At 55.1% G+C, this 20,229-nt stretch carries 18 protein-coding genes; 5 read left to right on the top strand and 13 right to left on the bottom strand.

What is annotated here, in order from left to right; translation table 11 throughout:
- Positions 1-105: 105 nt before the first annotated feature.
- From MMG91_RS01120 to MMG91_RS01105, 4 genes are all read right to left on the bottom strand, one after another.
- The gene (locus MMG91_RS01120; RefSeq protein ID WP_310658451.1) at positions 106-1,869 is read right to left on the bottom strand and encodes an FAD-dependent monooxygenase; all 1,764 of its coding nucleotides are present in this window, start codon (positions 1,867-1,869) and stop codon (positions 106-108) included.
- Between the two features lie 3 nt (positions 1,870-1,872).
- Positions 1,873-2,484 carry an HAD-IB family hydrolase gene (locus tag MMG91_RS01115; protein WP_305449579.1) on the bottom strand — a complete coding sequence of 204 codons (612 nt, stop codon included), beginning with the start codon at positions 2,482-2,484 and terminating at the stop codon, positions 1,873-1,875.
- Positions 2,474-3,994: a class I adenylate-forming enzyme family protein gene (locus tag MMG91_RS01110; protein WP_310658450.1), complete on the bottom strand. Its 1,521-nt coding sequence runs from the start codon at positions 3,992-3,994 to the stop codon at positions 2,474-2,476. The genes MMG91_RS01115 and MMG91_RS01110 overlap by 11 nt, the downstream gene beginning before the upstream one ends.
- A gap of 80 nt (positions 3,995-4,074) precedes the next feature.
- Entirely contained in the window at positions 4,075-5,088 is a 1,014-nt protein-coding gene (locus tag MMG91_RS01105; protein WP_310658449.1) for an SDR family oxidoreductase, read from the bottom strand.
- Positions 5,089-5,611: 523 nt separating this feature from the next.
- Between MMG91_RS01105 and MMG91_RS01100 the strand changes: the two genes are divergently transcribed.
- Positions 5,612-6,208: a TetR/AcrR family transcriptional regulator gene (locus MMG91_RS01100; RefSeq protein ID WP_310658448.1), complete on the top strand. Its 597-nt coding sequence runs from the start codon at positions 5,612-5,614 to the stop codon at positions 6,206-6,208.
- Between the two features lie 140 nt (positions 6,209-6,348).
- On the opposite strand, the gene MMG91_RS01095 is transcribed toward MMG91_RS01100, so the two are convergent.
- Entirely contained in the window at positions 6,349-6,795 is a 447-nt protein-coding gene (locus tag MMG91_RS01095) for a DUF411 domain-containing protein (protein ID WP_310658447.1), read from the bottom strand.
- Positions 6,796-6,943: 148 nt separating this feature from the next.
- A complete protein-coding gene (locus MMG91_RS01090; protein WP_310658446.1) occupies positions 6,944-8,938 on the bottom strand; it encodes a methyl-accepting chemotaxis protein in 1,995 nt (664 codons plus the stop codon).
- Between the two features lie 432 nt (positions 8,939-9,370).
- On the opposite strand from MMG91_RS01090, the gene MMG91_RS01085 reads away from it, so the two are divergent.
- Positions 9,371-9,898 carry a hypothetical protein gene (locus MMG91_RS01085; RefSeq protein WP_310658445.1) on the top strand — a complete coding sequence of 176 codons (528 nt, stop codon included), beginning with the start codon at positions 9,371-9,373 and terminating at the stop codon, positions 9,896-9,898.
- Positions 9,899-9,947: 49 nt separating this feature from the next.
- On the opposite strand, the gene MMG91_RS01080 is transcribed toward MMG91_RS01085, so the two are convergent.
- Positions 9,948-10,943, bottom strand: coding sequence for an aldo/keto reductase (locus tag MMG91_RS01080; protein ID WP_305449586.1), 996 nt, complete (start codon positions 10,941-10,943; stop codon positions 9,948-9,950).
- Between the two features lie 117 nt (positions 10,944-11,060).
- On the opposite strand from MMG91_RS01080, the gene MMG91_RS01075 reads away from it, so the two are divergent.
- On the top strand, positions 11,061-11,987 hold the full coding sequence (locus tag MMG91_RS01075; protein ID WP_310658444.1) for a LysR family transcriptional regulator: 927 nt from the start codon (positions 11,061-11,063) through the stop codon (positions 11,985-11,987).
- Here the strand turns inward: MMG91_RS01075 and MMG91_RS01070 are convergent.
- The 5 genes from MMG91_RS01070 to MMG91_RS01050 all read right to left on the bottom strand — a co-directional run bounded on the left by MMG91_RS01070 (position 11,976) and on the right by MMG91_RS01050 (position 19,083).
- Positions 11,976-12,935, bottom strand: a complete 960-nt coding sequence (locus MMG91_RS01070; protein ID WP_310658443.1) for a GNAT family N-acetyltransferase — start codon at positions 12,933-12,935, stop codon at positions 11,976-11,978. The two genes, MMG91_RS01075 and MMG91_RS01070, sit on opposite strands and share 12 nt — an antisense overlap.
- Positions 12,935-14,098, bottom strand: coding sequence for an AMP-binding protein (locus tag MMG91_RS01065; protein ID WP_310658442.1), 1,164 nt, complete (start codon positions 14,096-14,098; stop codon positions 12,935-12,937). The genes MMG91_RS01070 and MMG91_RS01065 overlap by 1 nt, the downstream gene beginning before the upstream one ends.
- A gap of 186 nt (positions 14,099-14,284) precedes the next feature.
- Positions 14,285-16,687 carry an acyl-CoA reductase gene (locus tag MMG91_RS01060; RefSeq protein ID WP_310658441.1) on the bottom strand — a complete coding sequence of 801 codons (2,403 nt, stop codon included), beginning with the start codon at positions 16,685-16,687 and terminating at the stop codon, positions 14,285-14,287.
- 1 nt (position 16,688) lies between these two features.
- The gene (locus tag MMG91_RS01055) at positions 16,689-17,819 is read right to left on the bottom strand and encodes an acyl-protein synthase (RefSeq protein ID WP_305449591.1); all 1,131 of its coding nucleotides are present in this window, start codon (positions 17,817-17,819) and stop codon (positions 16,689-16,691) included.
- A gap of 22 nt (positions 17,820-17,841) precedes the next feature.
- On the bottom strand, positions 17,842-19,083 hold the full coding sequence (locus MMG91_RS01050; RefSeq protein ID WP_305449592.1) for an MFS transporter: 1,242 nt from the start codon (positions 19,081-19,083) through the stop codon (positions 17,842-17,844).
- Between the two features lie 288 nt (positions 19,084-19,371).
- On the opposite strand from MMG91_RS01050, the gene MMG91_RS01045 reads away from it, so the two are divergent.
- Both MMG91_RS01045 and MMG91_RS01040 read left to right on the top strand, forming a co-directional pair.
- The gene (locus tag MMG91_RS01045) at positions 19,372-19,512 is read left to right on the top strand and encodes a hypothetical protein (protein WP_305449893.1); all 141 of its coding nucleotides are present in this window, start codon (positions 19,372-19,374) and stop codon (positions 19,510-19,512) included.
- A gap of 101 nt (positions 19,513-19,613) precedes the next feature.
- Complete coding sequence (locus MMG91_RS01040) at positions 19,614-19,802, top strand: hypothetical protein (RefSeq protein ID WP_305421439.1); 189 nt, start codon at positions 19,614-19,616, stop codon at positions 19,800-19,802.
- Here the strand turns inward: MMG91_RS01040 and MMG91_RS01035 are convergent.
- Positions 19,792-20,193: a fe2+ zn2+ uptake regulation protein gene (locus MMG91_RS01035; RefSeq protein WP_310658440.1), complete on the bottom strand. Its 402-nt coding sequence runs from the start codon at positions 20,191-20,193 to the stop codon at positions 19,792-19,794. The genes MMG91_RS01040 and MMG91_RS01035 overlap by 11 nt on opposite strands.
- Between the last annotated feature and the right edge of the window lie 36 nt (positions 20,194-20,229).

The raw sequence follows: 20,229 nt of genomic DNA, 5'->3' as shown, positions 1-20,229 counted from the left end.
CCAAAGTCGGTATATGTTTTCTATAAGTAAGAAATCAAAAGTCATGGCCCAGGGGTGGGCCTTGTGCGAATCAATGAACCAAACTGGCAGTAGCCATATAGAGACTTAAAGTTGGAGTTGCACTGCGTCGATCTCGAAAGATGTTGTTTTTCTGGCGCCCTTGAGCAGCCCGGATCTTACGTTCAGATAAGTGAAGAGCGTCATTGCATCGATCCCCTGAAAAGCGATGTAGCCGTCAGGACGAATCAGCATCAACGTGCCCTCTTTGGCATGGTAACGCTTGTGCAACCGCCAATCGGGGTCCAGCAACGTCGAGTGCCAGGAAGGCAGCCCGGCGCTATTGAGTGCATCAATAACGCAATAAGCCTTGATGCCCGGGTAGTCCTTCTCCACCGACTCGGCCAACGAGTAATAGCCCGGTAACAAAGGAGAAAACTGATCGGCTGCGCTGAAAATCAACAACGTGAACGTTCCGTGGAACAAGTCGATCAAGCGTTTTGACGGCATACCTTGCAGTTGCCACAACTCGACATCGGGAGCCAGTTGACCTGCGCGAGGCACAGAGGATTGAAATTCGGTTTTTTTGCCTTTTTTGTTCCAATTCTTGCGCTGCTTTTTCGTCAGCGATTCTTGAATGTAATCACTTTTTCCGTAGTGGTACTGATGACCGGAAATCATCGAGGGCAGTTTGCGCTGAACCTTGCGCCGGTTGCTCAGCAGTGGCAGCACATTGTCGCGCAGCCAAACGAGGGCGCGGTGCTTCACCGTAATCAGGCCGGTCAGTCGGTGTGCCGTGTTTTCGACTTCCAGGGCAACCGGATAGCGCTCTTCGTTGTAGCTCTCCAGCAATGATTGATCCGCCAGGCCCTGATCGACATAGGCCATTTTCCACGCCAGGTTATAGGCCTCGGAAACCCCCAGGTTCATCCATTGGCCACCGATCGGGCTGCCGATATGCGCCGAGTCGCCCACCAGAAACACAGAGCCCTGTTGCAGCGTCTGCACGCGGCGATGTTGAAAAGAGGCGATGGTCGTCGATGAAATATTGGACAGCGTCATCTTTTGCCCACGTCCTTCGCACAACCGCTGAAAGTTCTCCAGGCTCAAGGAAGGGCGCTCACCTTCAGGTGGCAGGTTGTAGGGCATCTCGATGAAAAGTCGATAACGGGATTGGTCGCTGATCGGCGCGACCGCCACATAACCGTCCTGTGCACCCAGGAAGAAAGCGCCTTCGTCCTTGCTTCCAGACCACTCGATGTCGGCATCGGCGAGCATGAAGAATCGGTCGTAGGACGATCCTTCGAAGGTCATATCAAGGCGTTTTCTAATGTTGCTACGAGCACCGTCGCACGCGACCACCCAGCGACTGGAAAAGGATTCGTCGCTGCCGTCTGCATGATGAAGCGTCATCCGCACTGATCCCGGCTGGTTTTCTATATCGACCAGTTCGGTGTTCCACTCAACATCTGCACCCAACGTGTTCAGTCGCTCGAGCAGAATCTTCTCTGTTTGCGGCTGTGGCAGGCTGAGAAGCAGGGGATAAGTGGCATCCAGGCAGGAGAAGTTGTAGTTCAGCACCCGTTTGGCGTTCGACTGCACCGAAAACTGGTTGATGGTGAACCCGTCGCTGATGGCCTGATCGGCAACACCCAGATCCCGAAAAATTTCCAGGGTTCTGGAATGGATGGCCATCGCTTTGGTAGCGGTCGAGGGACCGGCATTCTTTTCAATAATGCGAAAAGAGACGCCCCACTTTTTCAGCATGATTGCCAGGGACAGGCCAATAGGGCCGGCACCTACGATCATTACTGTCGGGGTGTTACCGGGTTGCCTGAAGTGCTTGGGGGCCAAAGTGCTCAGCGTGTTCATCTGTCAGTACCAGTTTCTGTAGAAGGGAGAGTTGGCAATACCGAGAAGAGCATCGTCACCCGATGAATCTCCGTAGGCATAAATGTAAAAGTCATCAAGATTGCTCAGGCAGCTTTTAAGCCGTGTGACTTTTTCTCTCTCAACACAGTTGGTCCCGGATATCCCGCCCGTCAGTTTGTTCTTTGCAGTCGCCAGGCGGGTGCCGCAGACATAGTCAAAACCCGCTGCCTGGCCCCAGGGAATCAGGTAGTTCTCCGGCGAGTTGCTGACCAGCGCAGTGACATGCCCCATGGATTGATGCCATTGCAGCCGGCGCAGGGCTTCGGGCCTGAGCCAGAGTGGTAGCTGCTCGGTAATGAAGTACTTGGCATGTTCGCGCTCTTGCTCAACTGACAGACCGCCCAGATAACAGGCGATGAACGCCAGTCGGGCTTGCATCAACGGCGTGATGCCAAGGATCACACTAAGCATTTTGGGCAGCAGGGGAATGATCCTGAGCCAGAACGATCGGGTGCCCACGATAAAACGCATGTAGCGCCAGAACGTGTGTCGGTCGGTCAATGTGCCGTCAAAGTCGAAAACGGCCAGTACCGGTTGAGTGGCATTAACTTGCATGAATCTCTTCCTTGAGAGAGATGATCTCGATGGTTTTGGGCAACTTGAAGCCCGAGAGGTAGCGCGAAAGCAGGGTAGAGATAGTGCTTTGGGTCAGGTCAGCGCTTCCTTCAACGCACAGGTGCAGTACGTTGACCTCCTTGTTGTCCGGGACGATGTAAGCTTTCGCGCGCACCACGTCCGGATGCTTCAACGCAATGGATTCGATTTCCGTCAGGTCGACCATTTGCGCTTTGATCTTCGAGATTCGCAGTCGTTGGCAATAGAAGAACACATGCCCATCGTCGTCCCGCCAGACCAGATCACCCGTATGCAGCCAGCCATCACGGAAGAATCGGGCGTTGGCGTCCTCTGCATCGTTATAGCCGTCAATCACCATCGAGCCGCGTATCAGCAGTTCGCCGATGCGTCCAGGTGCGACATCCCGCCCCTCGGCATCAACGACCCGCAGTTCTACGCCCCTAATCGGTTGGCCCATGGCGCCGCGATGGACCTTGCCAATCGAGCTCTGGACAATCACCGGCATGCTCTCGGTCAATCCATAGCCTTGCAGCACCGGATTGCATCCCAGCAGCCGACCTAGTTTCTCGGCTTCATCTGCTGGTAGATGGCTGCCACCCGAATAAATCATCAGCTGAGGGTGCATCGGCAAAAGCGCGCCCTTGCGTTTGGCCAGTCGCGTATTGAAGTAGCGAATGACGTCCGGCACCAGGCAGGCAAAGGTGACCTTATGTTGTGACAAAACTTCTGCCAGATCCCTATTGAGCAGGGTATTGGTCATTAACAGGGTGGCGCCTACGCTCAATGGGAAAACCATCATTACGGACAGGCCGAAGATGGCATACAGCGGCAGCGTCACCAGGTGAACGGACCCCACGCCTTGAAGATGAAACTGCTCATGCAGCCCATCGCTCGATTGCGTCAGGTCAAGGTAGCGGTGAGAAACGGCCAGCGGTTTGCCGATGCCCCGATAGGTGAACTGTACCGAGACAATCGGATTGCCCTCGGGCAATAACAAGGGCTCGGGCTGTCTCGGCAGCCGAGAGTCCGCCGTTGCATTGTCGGGCAGGGGCGATGACGGCTCGCTTGCGGCGTTCAACACCAAGGAGTGCTGAATGCCGTAGGCAAGCTGAAATGTCTCGCGATGCTGCTCGAATAGCGATTCGGTGGTCACTACCAGCGTCGGTCTGGCGATGCTGATGACGCTGTTCATTTCGAAAGGCGTCAGCTTGTAGTTGAGAATGACCGGAACCGCACCGCGCCCGATGATCGCCAGATAGTAGGCGATGAACTCCACCCCATTAGGTAAAACAAGCGCTACTTTGTCTCCCGGCAATACATTCAATGCTTTGAGGGCACCGTTGCACTCTTCAGCTTTTATTCGCAACTCTCGGTAAGTGACAGTTTCTTCTTCCGCGTCCAGATTCCTGATAGCAATGTGATCAGGGAAAGACTTTGAAAAACCGACGAACCGATGCAGAAAACCTTCTTTAGATGAAAGGCTTTTCATTTACCAACCTCTCTCAATCCTTGAATTTATGGTTAGACAAAAAAGTACTACAGAGGCAGGCTATATATAAAATGTTTCAATTAAGCATCAATATAATTATTTTTCCGATACCAATCCAAGGTGTCGGTCAATGTTTCCGCCACGGGGCGGAACTTGCACTCCAATTCCTTTAGGCTTTTGTTGTGGCTGAAATGGGTGCGCCCTTGCTCTTGCTCCATGAGTTTGACAGTGGAGGTACTGATGAGCACCGGTTTTTTCGTGATGCGATAATAGGCTTCATATATCAAGGCAATGATACGCAGCATGAATAGCGGTACTTTGCGCTCCGGTGCTTTCACACCACTGACACTGGAAAGTGCCTGGAAAATACTGCTCATGTCCATATGATTGCCGGCTGCCAGATAACGTTCTCCGGACCTGCCGCGTGTGATGGCCGCGAGTTGATGTTCCGCTACATCCCTGGCGTCTACAACGGAAAAACTTCCAGGCAGTATGCCGGGTAATTTCTTTCCGACAAAGTCGAGCAGGAACTGTCCTGATGAGGTGGGACCGATATCCCCTGGGCCAAACATCCAGCCCGGCAATACCATGGCGATGAACATATCCGGGTGCTGCAACAGAAATTCCTGAACTTTTTGTTCAGACATTATTTTGCTCAAATAATAGTCGTCAGCCTCCGATTCATTGCGAGACATTGTTTCATCGATTACTTGATCTCTATTGCCCTTCAAAACGGCAATGGATGAAGTATGGACTGCGCGACGAATGCCAGCCGCATAAGCGGCTTGGAATAGTCGCTCGGTCCCGATCACATTAGTGTCATAAAGTTTCTGCCAGTGCTTTCCGCCTTTGTAACTATCACGGAAATAGGCGGCCGTATGAAACAAGGCATCACAGCCTTGCAAGGCATGGCTGAAGGCATCGACATTGAGCATGTCGCCTTCGACAAATTCGACAGGAAGATTGCCGAACTGCTTCTTGGCTTTTTCGACGGAACGGACCAGCGCTTTTACTTTGATATTCCGCTTTAAAAGCGCATGAACCACATTATTACCGAGCAGGCCTGTAGCGCCTGTAACAAAGGCATATTCCATTAAAATCCAGCTCCTGTGAGTAACCTGCTACTGCATTGAGATTGATGTCACCGGGTTCGATGCGAGATCAGGCGCTGGCTACATCAACGGTGGCAAGTAAAAACCATTTGGTATCTGAAAATCAAGTGGTATTTCGTTGCCGCCGCAAGGTCGACGTCCTCGAGCCCGGCCTAAAACTCGAAAACCAGCGGTTTAGCGCGTTGTACCTATCGTCTGCCTCCTTGGGGCGTCACAAGACAGCCGTGGCAGGGAAGGCACGCATCAGGCTGGATACCGGCCTCTTTATGAGTTGTAAACGCTTGCAATGCCAACGAAAAATCATCGGGGCAGTCCTTTTGGATCCTTCGTCGCTTGCCCCAATACATGGCATTTACATGGCACTCCTTAAAAGTTTAACTGTAAAGTTATTAAGAAAGCCTAGTATAAGATATGATAGTTAAAACAGGTTTTGCGCAGGGAGTAGCAAATCTGTTGCATCCAGTTACAGATAGATTTTTTGGTTTGGCTAAAAGGAGCCGAAAGCGTGATTAAAAAGAGATTGGGTCGAGAAGAAAGTCAGCAAGTAACAAGAGATAAATTATTCGACACCGCCACTGACCTTATGGTGAGAAAAGGCTTTCACGCGGCCAGCGTCAACGCTATTTCCGAGGATGCCGGCTTTTCGAAGGGCGCGTTCTTTTCAAACTTTACAAGTAAGTCAGACTTGCTTTTGCAATTGACTCAGCGGTTCAAGAGAGTTGAAATAGATCGATTGAGCGTTACCCTGAGTTCGGGGTATTCATCTGAACAGCTGACCCATGGATTGAATGCTTATATTGACACACTTAAAAATAATACCAGTTGTGCAATTCTTGATGCTGAACTGCAACTGATCGCCTTGCGCGATGAAGAGTTCTCAAAGCATTACTACGATCTGCATCAGGAGAATAGTGAAGCCTTGGGCAAGCTGATTACCATCATATTCAATCATGCAGGCAAGAAGCCTCCTTTGGCGTATGCCGCTCTTGCAAGAACCTTCACCGCTTTGTCGGAAGGTTTGATATTGCAAGGACATAAAGATCCGGCCTCTGAAATAAAGCTGGTGTTGAACTCGCTTATTCAGACAGCAGAGCCTCTGTAGAACGCTACCATTCTTGTAATACGTACGGTATTCCGCATGTCCGAGGCTCAGCCTCGGGCAGGATGCGAATAGGCCCCTCTGTGTTCATGCCGAGAGTCTCAGGCCATCATCTCCACCCAACCCGATCGATGCGCCGAACATCAATGGGCGGGGTAGTCCGCCACCACCACGTCAGTACCGTCTTTTTTCAGTCCGATCACCTGATAGGCATCACTCATGCCGTCCATTTCCATGCCGGGCGAGCCCATGGGCATGCCGGGAGCAGCAACCCCCAACAGGTCGTCCCGCTTACTCAAAGCCAGTACTTGATCGGCCGGCACGTGGCCTTCGACGAATTTACCGTTGATCAAGGCAGTGTGGCAGGACGCAAGGCGAGGTGGCACGCCGTGTTGTTGCTTGAATTGGCTCATGTCGGCTTCGACGTGGTCTTCAACTTTGAAACCGTTGGCTTCCAGATGGCTGACCCATTTTTTGCAGCAGCCGCAATTGGCGTCGCGGTGAACTTCGATGGGGATCAGATCAGCGGCCTGGACCAGGGAAGAGATAAAGAGGGCGCTTAGAGCGATCAGGCGCAGATGAGTTCGCATGGAAGTCTCGTCTCGGGTTGTGGCCAAAAGTATGTATTACCATCTTATCCCACAAAGAGGCAGGGGGATTGTTTCGAAGTAATACAGGTAACATTGTGGCGAGGCGGCATGCCCCTCGCCGCAGGGAGCTATCCCTGCGTGTTGCAAGTCAACGAACCCTGAAACGCCCCATGATCGCGCTCACCCGGCTGTTGGCATCCAGCAGTTGCAGAGTGTTGAGTTCACTGGCCTGGCCGCTTTTCACCAGTTCGTCGACCATGTGGCGAATCTGCACCATGCTGCGATTGATCTCTTCGGTCACTGCGCTTTGCTGCTCGGCGGCGGTGGCGATCTGGGTGCTCAGGCTATTGATGTGGCTGACGGAGCCGGCCATTTCATCCAGGCCGGAGTTGACCCGCGCCGTGGCATCGGCGGCCGACTGACAGCTGACCTGGGTGTTTTCCATGGCGCTGACCGACGAACTCACGCCTTGGGTCAGGCGGGTCAGCATTTCGTTGATTTCCGAAGTGCTAGCCTGGGTGCGGGCAGCGAGGGCGCGGACTTCATCGGCGACCACCGCGAACCCACGGCCTTGCTCACCGGCCCGGGCCGCTTCGATCGCGGCGTTGAGCGCCAGCAAGTTGGTTTGCCCGGCGATGGCGCCAATCACCCCGAGAATTTCGGTGATGCGTTGGGCGTCCTGTTGCATGCTTTCGACTTTATGGGTGGCACTGGCTACTTCACCGATCAACGCCACCACACTGCTCGACGCTTCGCCGACCACCACGCGGGAGCGATCCGCGTGCTCGTTGGCGCGTTGTGTGAAAGCGGCGGTTTCGGCGGCGTTCTGCGCGACGCTGTCAGCAGTCGAACTCATCTCGGTGATGGCGGTGACGGTCTGATCGGTTTCCGAAGCGTGACGCACCAGAATCTGGCTGGTGTGAGCGGAAGTCCGTTGCAAGTTCTCCAGGCTCGACGCCATCGCCCCCGTCGCCTGAGTGACTTCGCCAATCATGTTCTGCAAATAGGCAATAAAGGCGTTTACCGAATGACCGATGGCGCCTAGCTCGTCTTCGGCGCGGATGGTGATGCGCTTGGTAAGGTCGGCATCGCCCGTGGACAAGGCGTCGATGTTGGCTTTCAACGCTTTCATGCGCTGGATCAGTTGGCGGATGGCGTAGACCTGCAGCAACACCAGCAGAATCACCATCGGAATCTGCAACAGGCTCAACGTGTTGAGCACATCGTCACGCTGGGCAGTGATCAGTTTGGTCGGCAGGGCAGTGGCGAGGAGCCACGGTGTACCTTCAATCGGACGCATGAAGAAGGTACTGGCTTCACCCTTGTTATCGAACTCGACCCGTTGCAGCGGTTGGTCCCGCTGTGCCAGTCCGGCCTTGACCTGAGCGGCAAATGGCGACTGTCCGGTCAGTTCAGCGATGTTTTTCAATACGATCGGCCCGCTGATCCGCGAGCTGTTGCTGATGATCTTGCCGTCGGCCTCGACGATCAGCATTTCTGCACCCAAGTCTTTTTCCTTGCGCGCCACCAGGTCGTTGAAGAAACCCAGCGTGACGTCGATGGTCGAGACACCGTACGCCGCGCCATTTTTCTGAATAGCCATGGCGCAGTTGGTGCGCGGTTCGGCACTGGCATCATCTTTATAGGCAGCGGCCCAGGCGCATTGGCCGCGCGGAGTCTGCATGCCGCCCTTGTACCAGGTCTGGTCGTAATAGTTGGGCGCGGCGTCGCTGTTCCAGAACGTATTGACCGCCAGTTTCCCCGAAGTATCGCGATGCCAGAAGGTGCTGAACTTGTTGCGCCCGGCTTCGCGCTGACCGGGCAACGGCCAGATCCCGCCACCGAAGACTTTCAATTCACCGTACTGATCAACCAGGCCCGGCAGGACCGTGTCGATGGCGGCGCTGTCGAGCAGGGGAATGGTCTGGGTGATGCTGCGCTGCTGAGCTTGCACCTTGTTCAGTTCGCCCTGGATCTGTTCGGCCACTTCGGCGATGCGATTGAGGGCCACCTGTTCTTCGGTGTGGCGCAGTTTTGGCGCGACCAGTTGGCTGATGCCAACCACGGTCAGGATGGATAACAGCAGGATGAACAGGACCAGAAACAGCGTGTAGCGAGCCTGAATGGTACGAAATGCGGGCATGGGACCGGTCCTTGTGCAGCGTTTTTATTATTGGATATGGGTTTGAAAATCGGGGCGTCGAAGGGATATCGGCTTCTGAAGGTCGAGCTTTAGGTACGATCGTACAAGATTTTTCGAGGTGATGTGCGATATGAGGCGAAACGTGTTCGCATTGATACAAACAAACTAACCAAGGCGTACATAAAAGCCTGATTAGTTATCCGCGCCAATATCGAAAGGTTCATGTAGGCCAATGAAACTGGGCGATTTTATGTATGTATCGTAAATGTACAAGAATTGTAAAAAACGGAAATATTTGTTGGTGACGTGAGGGCGCGCATCGATACTCCCCGCACTTAACTCGGTTAAACAAGGTACTTCTATGGTCGCCTCACAAGGACGTCTGTGTGTTTTAGTTGATCGGCATCCGGTTACTCAGTCGGGAGCCCGGCCATGACAATCGGCTATACAGGTGCCTGGACAAGCAAAGCAGGTTTGTTGGTCAAGGACACTGGCAGCAGCAAGCCTGTTTCCCATAGCGCCCGGGTCAAGCAGATGCTGGCACTGGTGGGGAACAATCCCAATGCCCTCAATACGGCGAAGATGGATGAGCAGAAACTTCACCGGAACATCAAGGGCTTCGATCCGGAAAATGTCTCCGCCAAGCAACTGGGCAATCTCAGTGCCTTCTTGAGAAGCAAAGGCCTGATTTCCGATATTACTTCGATGACCTTGCTTAATGCCGGAGACAAGTTTGACCGATTTGGCGTACAGAAAGACCCGGATGCGAAGTTCAATGCACTGGAGTATTTCGCCACGCAACTGGACACCATTCAGAACAACAGTATCAAGGGTGACAAGTACGCCGCTGGCCTGATTCCGGAATACAAGACGGCGATCTACGTACTGCAGAACTTGCAAACTTACGGCAAGGGCAACGGTACGACCCCGACCGACAAGGGTGTCAAGTCCAAGGCGTGATGTTTGACAGCGCTGGCCCGCTCGAACGCTCGAACGGGCCGGGTACCTGCTACCGATCAAGCAACTTCATGATTTCTTCCGGATAACGCAGACCTGCCGTGGCATTGGCCGGGAATATCGCTTCCAGGGCCTGCAATTCTTCGCGGCTCAGCTTCACGTCCAGAGCCGCCACATTTTCTTCCAGATACTTGCGCTGTTTGGTGCCTGGTATCGGGATCAGGTAATCCCCTTGAGCCAGGACCCATGCCAACGCCAGTTGGCCTGCCGTCACACCCTTGTCGGCGGCCAGAGCCTGCACCTGCTGCACCAGCAACAGGTTTTTTGCGAAGTTTTCTCCTTGAAAACGTGGACTGAAGCGACGGTAGTCATCGGCTGCGAAGTCATCCGGACTTCTCAGCGCACCGGTCAAAAAGCCCCGGCCCAACGGACTGTAAGGCACAAAAGCAACGCCCAGGCGTTGGCACGCGGCCAGGCAACCGTTCTCCTCTTGATCGCGACTCCACAGCGAATACTCACTTTGCAGTGCACTGATCGGATGAACCTTATTCGCTCGCTCCAGCGTGGCGGCCGATGCCTCACTTAATCCCAGGTAACGCACCTTGCCGGCCTTCACCAGTTCTGCCATGGCGCCGACGGTTTCCTCGATGGCCACCTGCGGATCAATGCGGTGCTGGTAATACAAGTCCAGGGTTTCTACGCCCAGGCGCTTGAGGGTGCCGTCGATTGCATTGCGAATATATTCCGGTCGACCGTTGACACCCCGTGCGCCGGCGTTGGATGGATCGCGGACAATGCCGAACTTGCTGGCCAGAAACACCTGCTCACGCTTGCCGACAATGGCCTTGCCGATCAGCTCTTCATTGGTATGCGGGCCATACATATCTGCCGTGTCGAGCAGGTTGATTCCCAGTTCCAGTGCTCGATGCAAAGTGGCCGTGGCTTCGCGGGTGTCCACGCCCGTGGTGTAGAAATCGGTCATGCCCATGCAGCCCAGACCGATCGCGCTCACCTGTGGACCGTTTTTGCCCAGTTGACGTGTTTGCATGAAGTCATCTCCCTGTGAATTGAATCCCATTGTTGACCTCGACAGAAACAAGATAAACCGGCTAAAACTGCTATCACTGTTCGTAATTTCTAAATAATCAGCCGGTAAGCCAAAGCAATGGACCGTTTCAACGCCATGCGCGTGTTCACCCGAATCGTCGAACTGGGCGGCTTTGCCAAAGCGGCGGACAGCCTGCAATTACCCCGGGCTTCGGTGACGATTCTGATCAAGCAACTTGAGGCACATCTGGGCGTGCAGCTGCTGCAACGCACCACCCGGCAGATCAGCTTGACGCTCGATGGCGCCGCCTATTACCCGCGTTGCGTACGGCTGCTGGCGGATCTGGATGAGACCGAAGCCGTGTTTTCCGCTGCTCGCCAAAACCCCAAAGGTCTGCTGCGAGTGGATATGCCAGCGGGAGTGGGGCGTTTGATCGTGATTCCGGCCTTGCCGCAATTCACAGCCCGGTACCCATTGATCGAACTGGAAATCGGTTTGAATGACCGGCCTGTGGATTTGATCCGCGAAGGTGTCGATTGCGTATTGCGGGGTGGCTCGCCCCTGGACGATTCACTGGTGGCGCGACCGCTGTGCATGCTGGATCAGGTCACGTGTGCCAGCCCGCAATACTTGCAGCGTCGCGGGACTCCGCAATGCCTGGAGGATCTGGAGGGTCACCAGATGGTGGAATATTTTTCCAATAGCACCGGTAAACGCTACGGACTGGAATTCATAGCCGATGCCCAAGTGCGCTTGATCGATTTGCCCAAGCACGTCTCGGTCAACAGTGCCGATGGTTATCTGGCGGCTTGCGAGGCGGGATATGGCTTGGTTCAGACTCCGTATTATCACGTAGCCCTGCAGCTGAAAGAGGGGCGATTGGTCGAGGTCCTGCGAGAGATGCCGCCACCGGCTATGCCGTTGACGGCCCTCTATCCTCCTCATCGTCAATTGTCCCGACGAGTAAGGGTGTTCGTCGACTGGATGGTGGAACTCTGTGCGCAGTCGGCTAATGGTTTTTTCAGACAAGACTCAGGCAACTGAGCGGGTGCCGACAGGCATGTCTGGGCAAAGGGGGCTGATTGCGGCGGCGTTCTGCTGTAAGTCGTCATGTAACTGTTGCATGTGCGCACAGAGCAGGTTCAAGGATCGCATTTGCACGCCTCGATGAAACAATGCAAACCAGCCATTGCCCCCTGGCGTAGGCATCAGGCCCGTGAAGGCGAAGCCTAACGCTGAAAAATTGCGCAGGTTGGAAGCGAAGTGCCGGGACAGTTCGAGACGTACCGAGATCAGCCAGTGCCTGGGCAATTGCCAGAGTTGCCCAAGCAAATCCTTGTTCAAGTATGAAATGACAATGTCGAGCCGATGCTGGTGCTGCTTGATCTGCAAGGGCATCGCGGGGCGCGATGTATTGTCCTGGCAGGTTCCAAATACCGAGCACAGGTGTCGCATCAACGTACGGCAGCTTTCGGGCCAGGGGATATCGGGGAGCGGGCGCTTGTGTCCGTCGATCATGTGATAGCCCATCACGATGGTTTCCGGTAGCGGGTCGGCGAATGGCGAAGGAACATAATCGGGCAGCAGGCCTGTACTGTGGAAGCCGACTTTTGCGGCCATGCGTTGTGTGTAGGGATGGTGGGTCACTTGCTTGATCGAAACGCTCTCGAGCCCCAGGGCGCCTGATTGCATCAGTAACTCCCGGCCCAGACGGGTCGCGATGCTTTGCCCCTGTGCAGCGGGATGCACCACGCTCAGAGCCAGCTCCGCAGTATTCGAATGCAGGGTTCGGCACAGCGCGGCGTGCCCCAGAACCCGCACATCATCCACCGCTAGCATCGATCGCCAGCGACCCTCGGCGTTATGCTGATTGATCATGTTCGGCAGGTAAACATCCCGCTGAACGTAATGATCGCCATAGACCTCGCGAAACAATCTGCTTACGCCACCCGCATCGGCGGGGCAGTAGGGTCTGAAAATCAATCGAGTCATCACACAGGCTCCAGCGCGGGAGCGTCATACACGCGCAAATCCAGCACACGCAATTGTTTGCCCGAACGAGGGTGAAGCTTGAGGTCTGTGGTTGCGCAGGTCAGCACCCGCAATTCCAGCAGACCCTCACGGCTCAGGTCGTCAAGGGCGGGATAATGGGCAAGCAGCGCTTCACGCAATGCGCGGCGCGCCGGCTCTACGGTTTGTAACTGAGATTCGGGTACCCACATCACGCTCAACAGATCCTTGTGTCCGACCTGTTCGATCAGCAATTGCCATTGCTCACTGCGTGCTGCATGCAAAACAATCTTGTGTATTTCTTCGATAAACAGCGACAGCACACCGACGCGTATTCGTTGACTGTGGGCGCTGCGCCCCTTGAGGGCGAATTTACGCATTGGGGTTGCAGCCGGTTCACGCCAACAAGCACGGTCGCCTACCGGGTAACGCAGCAGCGGCATGAGCCGGCGTGTCAGGTTGGTCAATACCAGCAGCCCGGTGCGATCGCATTCTTCAATCACTTCACCGGTATTTTCATCGATGATCTCCAGCAAGGTTTGTTGTTCGAACACCCGATGTTCGCCCAATGCACAGTCGCGATTGCTGGCACCTATGAGCCCGGCGTCTACGCTGGCGTAGCCGATTGAGGCAATCCGAGCGTTGGGGAACACGTCTGCGAGGATGGCCAATTGCGGGGCAAACAGGCTTTCGCCGCCATACAATATTGTCTCGACCCCACACAACACTCGCCGATATTGCGCCAGATAGGCGGCGAATCGCAGCAGTTGCGCCGGTACTCCGGCCAGGACGTTGATCCGATGTTGCGCAATGGCATCCGCCAAGACGTCCAGCTCGACTTGTCCGGTAAACGGAAATTCACAGATGGATTGTCCAACGTGGGCCAAAGAGTCGTGGATGAACAGAAAACTGGCGTAGAGATCCCCTGAAAAGAACAGATTGGCCACCCGGTCGCTGTTGTTCAGTTGAGAGGAGATGCTGGCTCCGAACGTACTGACCAATGCATGCCATTCCTCGCAGGTGTACACCGCAAGTTTGCCCTGACTGGTCGAGCCTCCTGTTTTAAATACCAGTGCGTCATCGACATTACCTGTCAAGACCGGCCAATGGCTCAAGTCGTTGCTGCCGACCCAATAGTTGGCCACGTCCGTTAACGGTATATCTTTTAAAATAATACCCTTCGATGGCAAATGGGCCAGATGTTTGCCGTAAAAACTTGAGTGTCGTCTTATATAAGGTACTAATTGTTCAAGCGAATAAGTTGGGCTCACGGGGTTCTCTTTCTTGTTAGGCTTTTTTATCAGAAAGCAGCATCATTGAAGTGTCTGCTTTTATTTTCTTTGATCGATAATTAACGGGGTTTTGCCGCTGTGTCTGTTTCGGGTGAAGGCCTGTTCGGCGCACAGGGTCACCTCCACAATTAAAAGTGCAGCACTCACCGCATTGGCCAATGTTTCATGGGTCAGCAGTTTTTGGCGTACCCAGTCGACATCGGCGTCTACTCGAACTTGCATGCGTTCGACTCCGCTGGCGGCGTGGTCCAGAACAACTTGAATAGGGACGCCCACGCTCAGTTCCAGTGCCGAAGGGGAAATGAATTCCGTGCCAATTCGTACCAGTTTGCCGTGCCGCTGTAGCAGTTCGAATCGCGGCGTCTCCAGTCCGCAAGGGCAGGCCCCGGGTATCCAGCGACCGGTATCGCCGATGTCATATCGGTGCACGCGCTGACCTTCTCGGGCGCGGGACGTAAACAGCAGACGGCCGATCTCGTTGGCTTGTACCGGCACATCCTCGTCGAGCTGAACGATTTCCAGATGCTGGGTTTCGCACATCAAGTGAAAAATGCCATCCCCCGTCGCCCGGCAGGCATGACCCAGAGGGCCGGCATCGACGGAGCCATAGAGGGCAGAACGAATCGTCGATACTGCGCAACTTTCCATCAGGCGCCGACTGGCCTCACCCGGATGCTCACCGCCAAGGAACACTTTGGCGATACCGGCATAGTCGCGAAGTCGGGCCTGCTCTTTGAAAAACAGGCGATGCAGCGTACTGGGCATGCCGATCAGCACGGTGACACGCTGCTCCACGATCATTCGGGCGATTTCACTGAAGTCATCGTCCTGGGGAGCCCCCATGGGCAAGTGTGTGACTCCCATCTGTTCAAGGACATTTGAAAAACTGAAAAAACCACCGTACAGATTGCCGCCATAGAACAGGTTCATTACCCGGTCTTGGGAGGGATCCAGCCCGAGGCAGAACATGCCATCTGCCGCGGCGCGCATTTGTCGTTGAAAGTCTCGATAGCTGAAACCGGCCAGGGCCGGAGTCCCGGTGCTACCACCGGAGCGAAAATACAGCTGCGCTGTGGGGTTGATCGGCTGAGCCATGAAGGTGTCTTTGTCCATGATCGGGACATGGGCTGTTTCAGGGGCTGGCGGCAGCGGGTCGAGCGTGGCGCGGCCAGTCGAGACATCGGCGGCCAGGCTCACAGAGAGACGGCGACTCAGACGCGACAGCGCGTAAACGCCATCGTGAGGCTCACCGGCGTAGCCATCATGAATCGTCTCGCAAGGTGTAATACGAGTGACGCCGGCATTGACCAATGTCCGAACAAGCCCGGGCGTTTGCGCCGCAGCGGCTATCAGTGCGCAGCTTTGCAGGACCGTTCGCCAGGGCAACAGTGTATCGGCGAGCATAGGCTGTGGCACTGGCTTGAGCAGCACGGTACGAAACAGCGGCGATGGCGCGAGCGTCTGATGATGCTCCCAGATGACACGCCATCCGGAGCCGCGCCACACCTGGCCGGTCTGATTGGTAAAGCATTGATCCAGTCGCGCCATGGCTGTATGGGTGGTGATTTCCGATGCTTCCTGATCTGTCGGCAGCAGCGCCGGCCAGTGGCCGGCACGACGGCTGAACGCTTCGGCAAGACGCTCCCCCAGGCCTCGCAAGACTGTCGGATCATTGCTGTCTACCAGCACCCATTGAGGGCTGGAGCATGCCCGTTGATCCAGTCGACAGATTTCATCTACCAACGCATCGAGGGTTGAAGGGCTCGCCACTTCAGGTGACAGATAGGCGAAGCTGATTTTGTGCCCCCAATCGATCCAGCGGCATCCCGCGGGGATCTGTTGACGGATCGCCTTGAGCGCTGTTTCACCACCCCAGGCCGATACGCCGTCCGCCGTGGCGCAGAGTTGAGCGATCTGTGAAGTGTCGACCGGCAGAACGGCTACGAATTCGGCCAGTCTGCCGCTGGTGTCGCATTGCACCAGGGCGGCCAGCAACCGAGCAGTCAAACCTTCATCGCTGGCACTGGGGCGCAACCAGTTGATATTGCCCGCCAGCAGGCTTTCGAGTATCGCGCAGAACGCCAGCAACGGCGCGTTGCCCGGGGTGATATGCACTACCAGCCCCAACGGATGCCAGCTTTCGAAATAGGGGTGTCGGTAGTCGATACGCCGCAGCGAACGTGGTTGCAGACCCAGCTCTCGCTCAAGTTTTGTGTCCAGGTTGCTGCGCTGGCAAAAGTCGATCAGCCCCTGACAGTGATCGTCATCGAGAGGCAGGTCCAGGCTGCGAGCCTGCAACTGCGCGGCAAATCGAGCGGCAGAGTCGATAACGATGTCGCTGTCGATCGGGGCCGCCAGCAATCGGGGTAATTGTTTTCGAAGCAGATCGAGTGCGCCTTCCAGAGTAAGGTCGTCACGGCGTTGGCCATTGATCAGGTACATATCAAGCCCTCCCGAGCAGTTCAGAGGCGGCCATGGCGCAGCTGCGACTGGCGGAGGTTCCGGCACGTCCATGGAGCTCGAACCAATCAGTCATCAGGCCGCATCCGCAACTGGCGCCGGGATGCAGTGTTGCCAGATCGCCCATGACCACGGCATGGGCAGGGCTCGACGAAATGTACGGCGAAACAAATTCCAGCAAGCCGCGCTGGCCGTAGGGCTGAACAGTGAAATCGGATGGGTTGCGCACAAAAACCTTCGAGTAGATCGGTACATGAAAATGATGGTGGGCACACTGGATATAGGGCACGGCATGCTCTACGGCGCCATAACCGTCCCGGCAGCGGGACAGGTCGATACCCAATTGCCGATTGATTCGGGCATACAACTGATGCAGGGGAACCTCCTGTGTTGCCTGGGTTTTCCAGCCGCCCCCCAAAAACACCAATGACTGGGCAGGCAACTGCAAATCGGCCACGCCGGTGTCGTCCATGTGCTGCAGTGCATGGGAAAGGAACGCCGGAAAACCGAGAATACGAACGGGCAGTCCTTCCTCGGCAAACTCCTGCAAGGCCCTAATCACACCAAAAAGGTCGAACGCGTGGCCTTTGCCGGTGAGGCGCAAGCCGTAAACAACACGATTGACGGGGGCATAGCTGCAAAGAAACTGATCGGTGAAAGCAGTCCCCAGGGTGATCGCCGCCTCGGGCTCATAGCTCAAGAGCAGGTAATTGCAGGGGCTGTCCGGGGTATCCCAGCCGTAGTACTGGAAAATATGGCTCACCATGCCTTGTGCCGCGGCCATGCTGCGCTGGTCGTAGCGCATGCGACTCTTCTGGCCGCTGGTGCCCGAGGAGGTCAACTCCAGCGCGCCTTCGCCTGTGGGACCGAACACCAATTGACGTTTAAAGTAATTGGCGAAAATCGGTGGCAGCCGTGACCAGTCATCCATCGTTTCCAGGGCGTTGGCATCAAGATCGTTAGCGTTCAGCCAGCGTTCGTATCCAGGCGTGTGATGACAATGAAACAGACTGATTTCGCCCATGGCCCGGTCGAACAGGCCATCCGGCACGGAATCCAGGCAATAGGGTTGCGTTAACGCACAAAGCGCATCGGAGTAAGGTAAATGGATCATCAAAAAGACCTATTGTCAGGTGTCAAATCGCAAGTGGGATGTGAGAGCGGCGCAGAAACTGTCTCAAGGGCACCAGGCACAAGAGCCCCATCAGGCCGGCCATCAGGGCGAAGTCCTCAAGGCTGTCGCCGGCGCCCAGCGCAGCGATAATCGAACTCCCTCCACCCATGACAGCAATGGAAATCATGCCGATCGCCGCTGAAACCAGTCCTTTACTGTCATCGCTGGAAAACAGCGCAAGCCGGTACAGAGCGGCGTTGCTCATGCCAAGACCGATGGCGTAGAGCGACAGGCAACTGACCAACAGAAGCGTCGAAGCACCGGTAACAGTGATAACGGCTAATGCGATGAGTCCACCGCAAAACGGCCAGAGCGCATATCGAATCAGCTGGGGCAGTTCAGTGTTGGCGATCAATCGGTTGAGTATCAGATTGCCCAGAATGACTGCCGCAAATACCGGGATCTGCCACAGGCCGTAGTGCAAAGGGGCAAGTCCCTGGTTCTGGATCAGCAAGAGTGGCGCCAGCCCGATCCAGGCAATCAATGGCAGGCTCATCAGTCCCAAGGCGACGGTTGCGCGCAAAAATTGCCTGTTGGTGAGTAAAGCGGTGTAGCGGCGCACCGTGCCGCCCCATTCAAAGGGCACTGCAGCCAGTCGTTGACCGTCCTGACGCAAGGTGCCCACAGTTTCCGGCATGTACCAGTAAAGGCCCAGCCAGACCGTTGCGCCGCTGATACCCAAGAGTAAAAACAGTTCACGCCAGGAGAGCCACTCCAGCACCAGACTGCCGAGCAGTGGACCGAGCAGCGGGGAGAGCAGTGCAACGTTCCCCAGCAATGCCATGATCTTTACCGCATCGGCTTCGCAGAAAACCTCTTGAAGGGCGGGATAACTGACGGCAATGACAAATCCCAATCCCATGCCTTGCATCAACCGCAAGCCGTTGAATGCGGAAATACTCTGGACGCCGAACGTCGCGGCGCAGGCAATGGCAAATACTGCACAACCCATGAGCAGCATCTTGCGACGACCGAAGTGATCAGACAGCGGGCCAATAAGCCATTGCACAAGAATGCCGCCTGTCAAATAAAGATTGAAGGCATAAGGAACATGGCTCGGACTGGCATTCAATTGATGGGTTACGGTTAGCATGGCCGGCATAATCATATCGCTGGCCATATAAGTCAGAAGTTCAAAAAGAGTAATTGCAAAGCAAAACCCAAGTAGTAGAGGTGGACTTATATCTATTAAAGGTTTGCGCATGACGTTCCTGTTCGTGCTGAAGGTTTGATAAGGCAGCAGAACAAGACTATCTATAATCCATGCAGAATTTCATGCGCTTATTTAACGCCGGAAATTTCAATATCTTTCGCTGTGTGTCTATTGGGGGGCAGGTTAGAACAGATCGGGATCTTGTAAACGCCCTTGGATGACCCATAAGAAAAAATGCCTGCTATAGAGCAGGCATTTGTACGGGATCAGTCAACATACCATTTGACGTTATCGATGCTGATAGTAGCCCGGTCCTCCTCGGTCATAATGGTGGCCGCCATGCCAGCCGCCATGGGGGAAAACGACGCAACCACTCAGGGCCAGGAGAGCAAGCAAGGGAATCAGCAGTGTGATTCGACGAAGCATTTCAAAATCCTCGATTATCGCCGCAATGAAGTCAAAACTCGTCATCGGCTGTAACATAGGACCCCGTTTCCGTCCCCTCATTCCGGTAGAACGGTAGGGGCTTGGCATGCAATCGGAGACAAACCGGATACATTTTTTTGGTTCAGGAACCCGCAATGACCCAGTCGCAACGTTTGAAATACTCGATTCTGATTTCCCTGGTGGTATTGGGGATCATGTTCGGCCTTTCCTGGCTGCAAAATGCAGGGATGATCACAGAGCAGCTGTTTCAGTACATCGCCATTGGCGTGGCGGTGCTCGTGGTGGTGATCAATGGCGTAATGCGTCGCAAGGTCAAGCCTTGAGCGACGCTCCCTGGCCGGATTGCTCGCTATAAAGGACGGCGGCAGCCTGTGGATGCAGGCTGTAGCTTTTGTCCGGATTGAGGGTGATCACGCCTTCACCGCACAAGCGTTTCAACACTTCCCGGACGCTGAGAAAGGACAGGGGAATGTCCAGGTCCAGCAAGTGGCTGTGCACGCCACGCACTCCCAGGCTGCGGTCGCTTTGGGCGGCGGTCAGCAAGGCGTCGATGACTTTCAGGCGAATCAGACTGGTCCGCAGGCCAAAACTCTTGAGCAGAAACCTGATCCGTTCATTGCCGTGGCGTTCGGCTGGTTGATTGAAAGCGCGGGAGCCCAGAGTGGTGCCCTTTGGCGCATGGCTACCGTCCGTTGGCAGTTGCGGGTTGTACATGCAAAAACTCCTTTTCAGAGCCTGATCCAGAAAAAT

It is taken from the genome of Pseudomonas sp. JL3, from assembly GCF_031570575.1.
In the GTDB taxonomy this organism is placed as follows: domain Bacteria; phylum Pseudomonadota; class Gammaproteobacteria; order Pseudomonadales; family Pseudomonadaceae; genus Aquipseudomonas; species Aquipseudomonas cucumis.
Note: the sequence above shows the minus strand (reverse complement) of the source record. Positions and strands in the feature narration are given on the sequence as shown.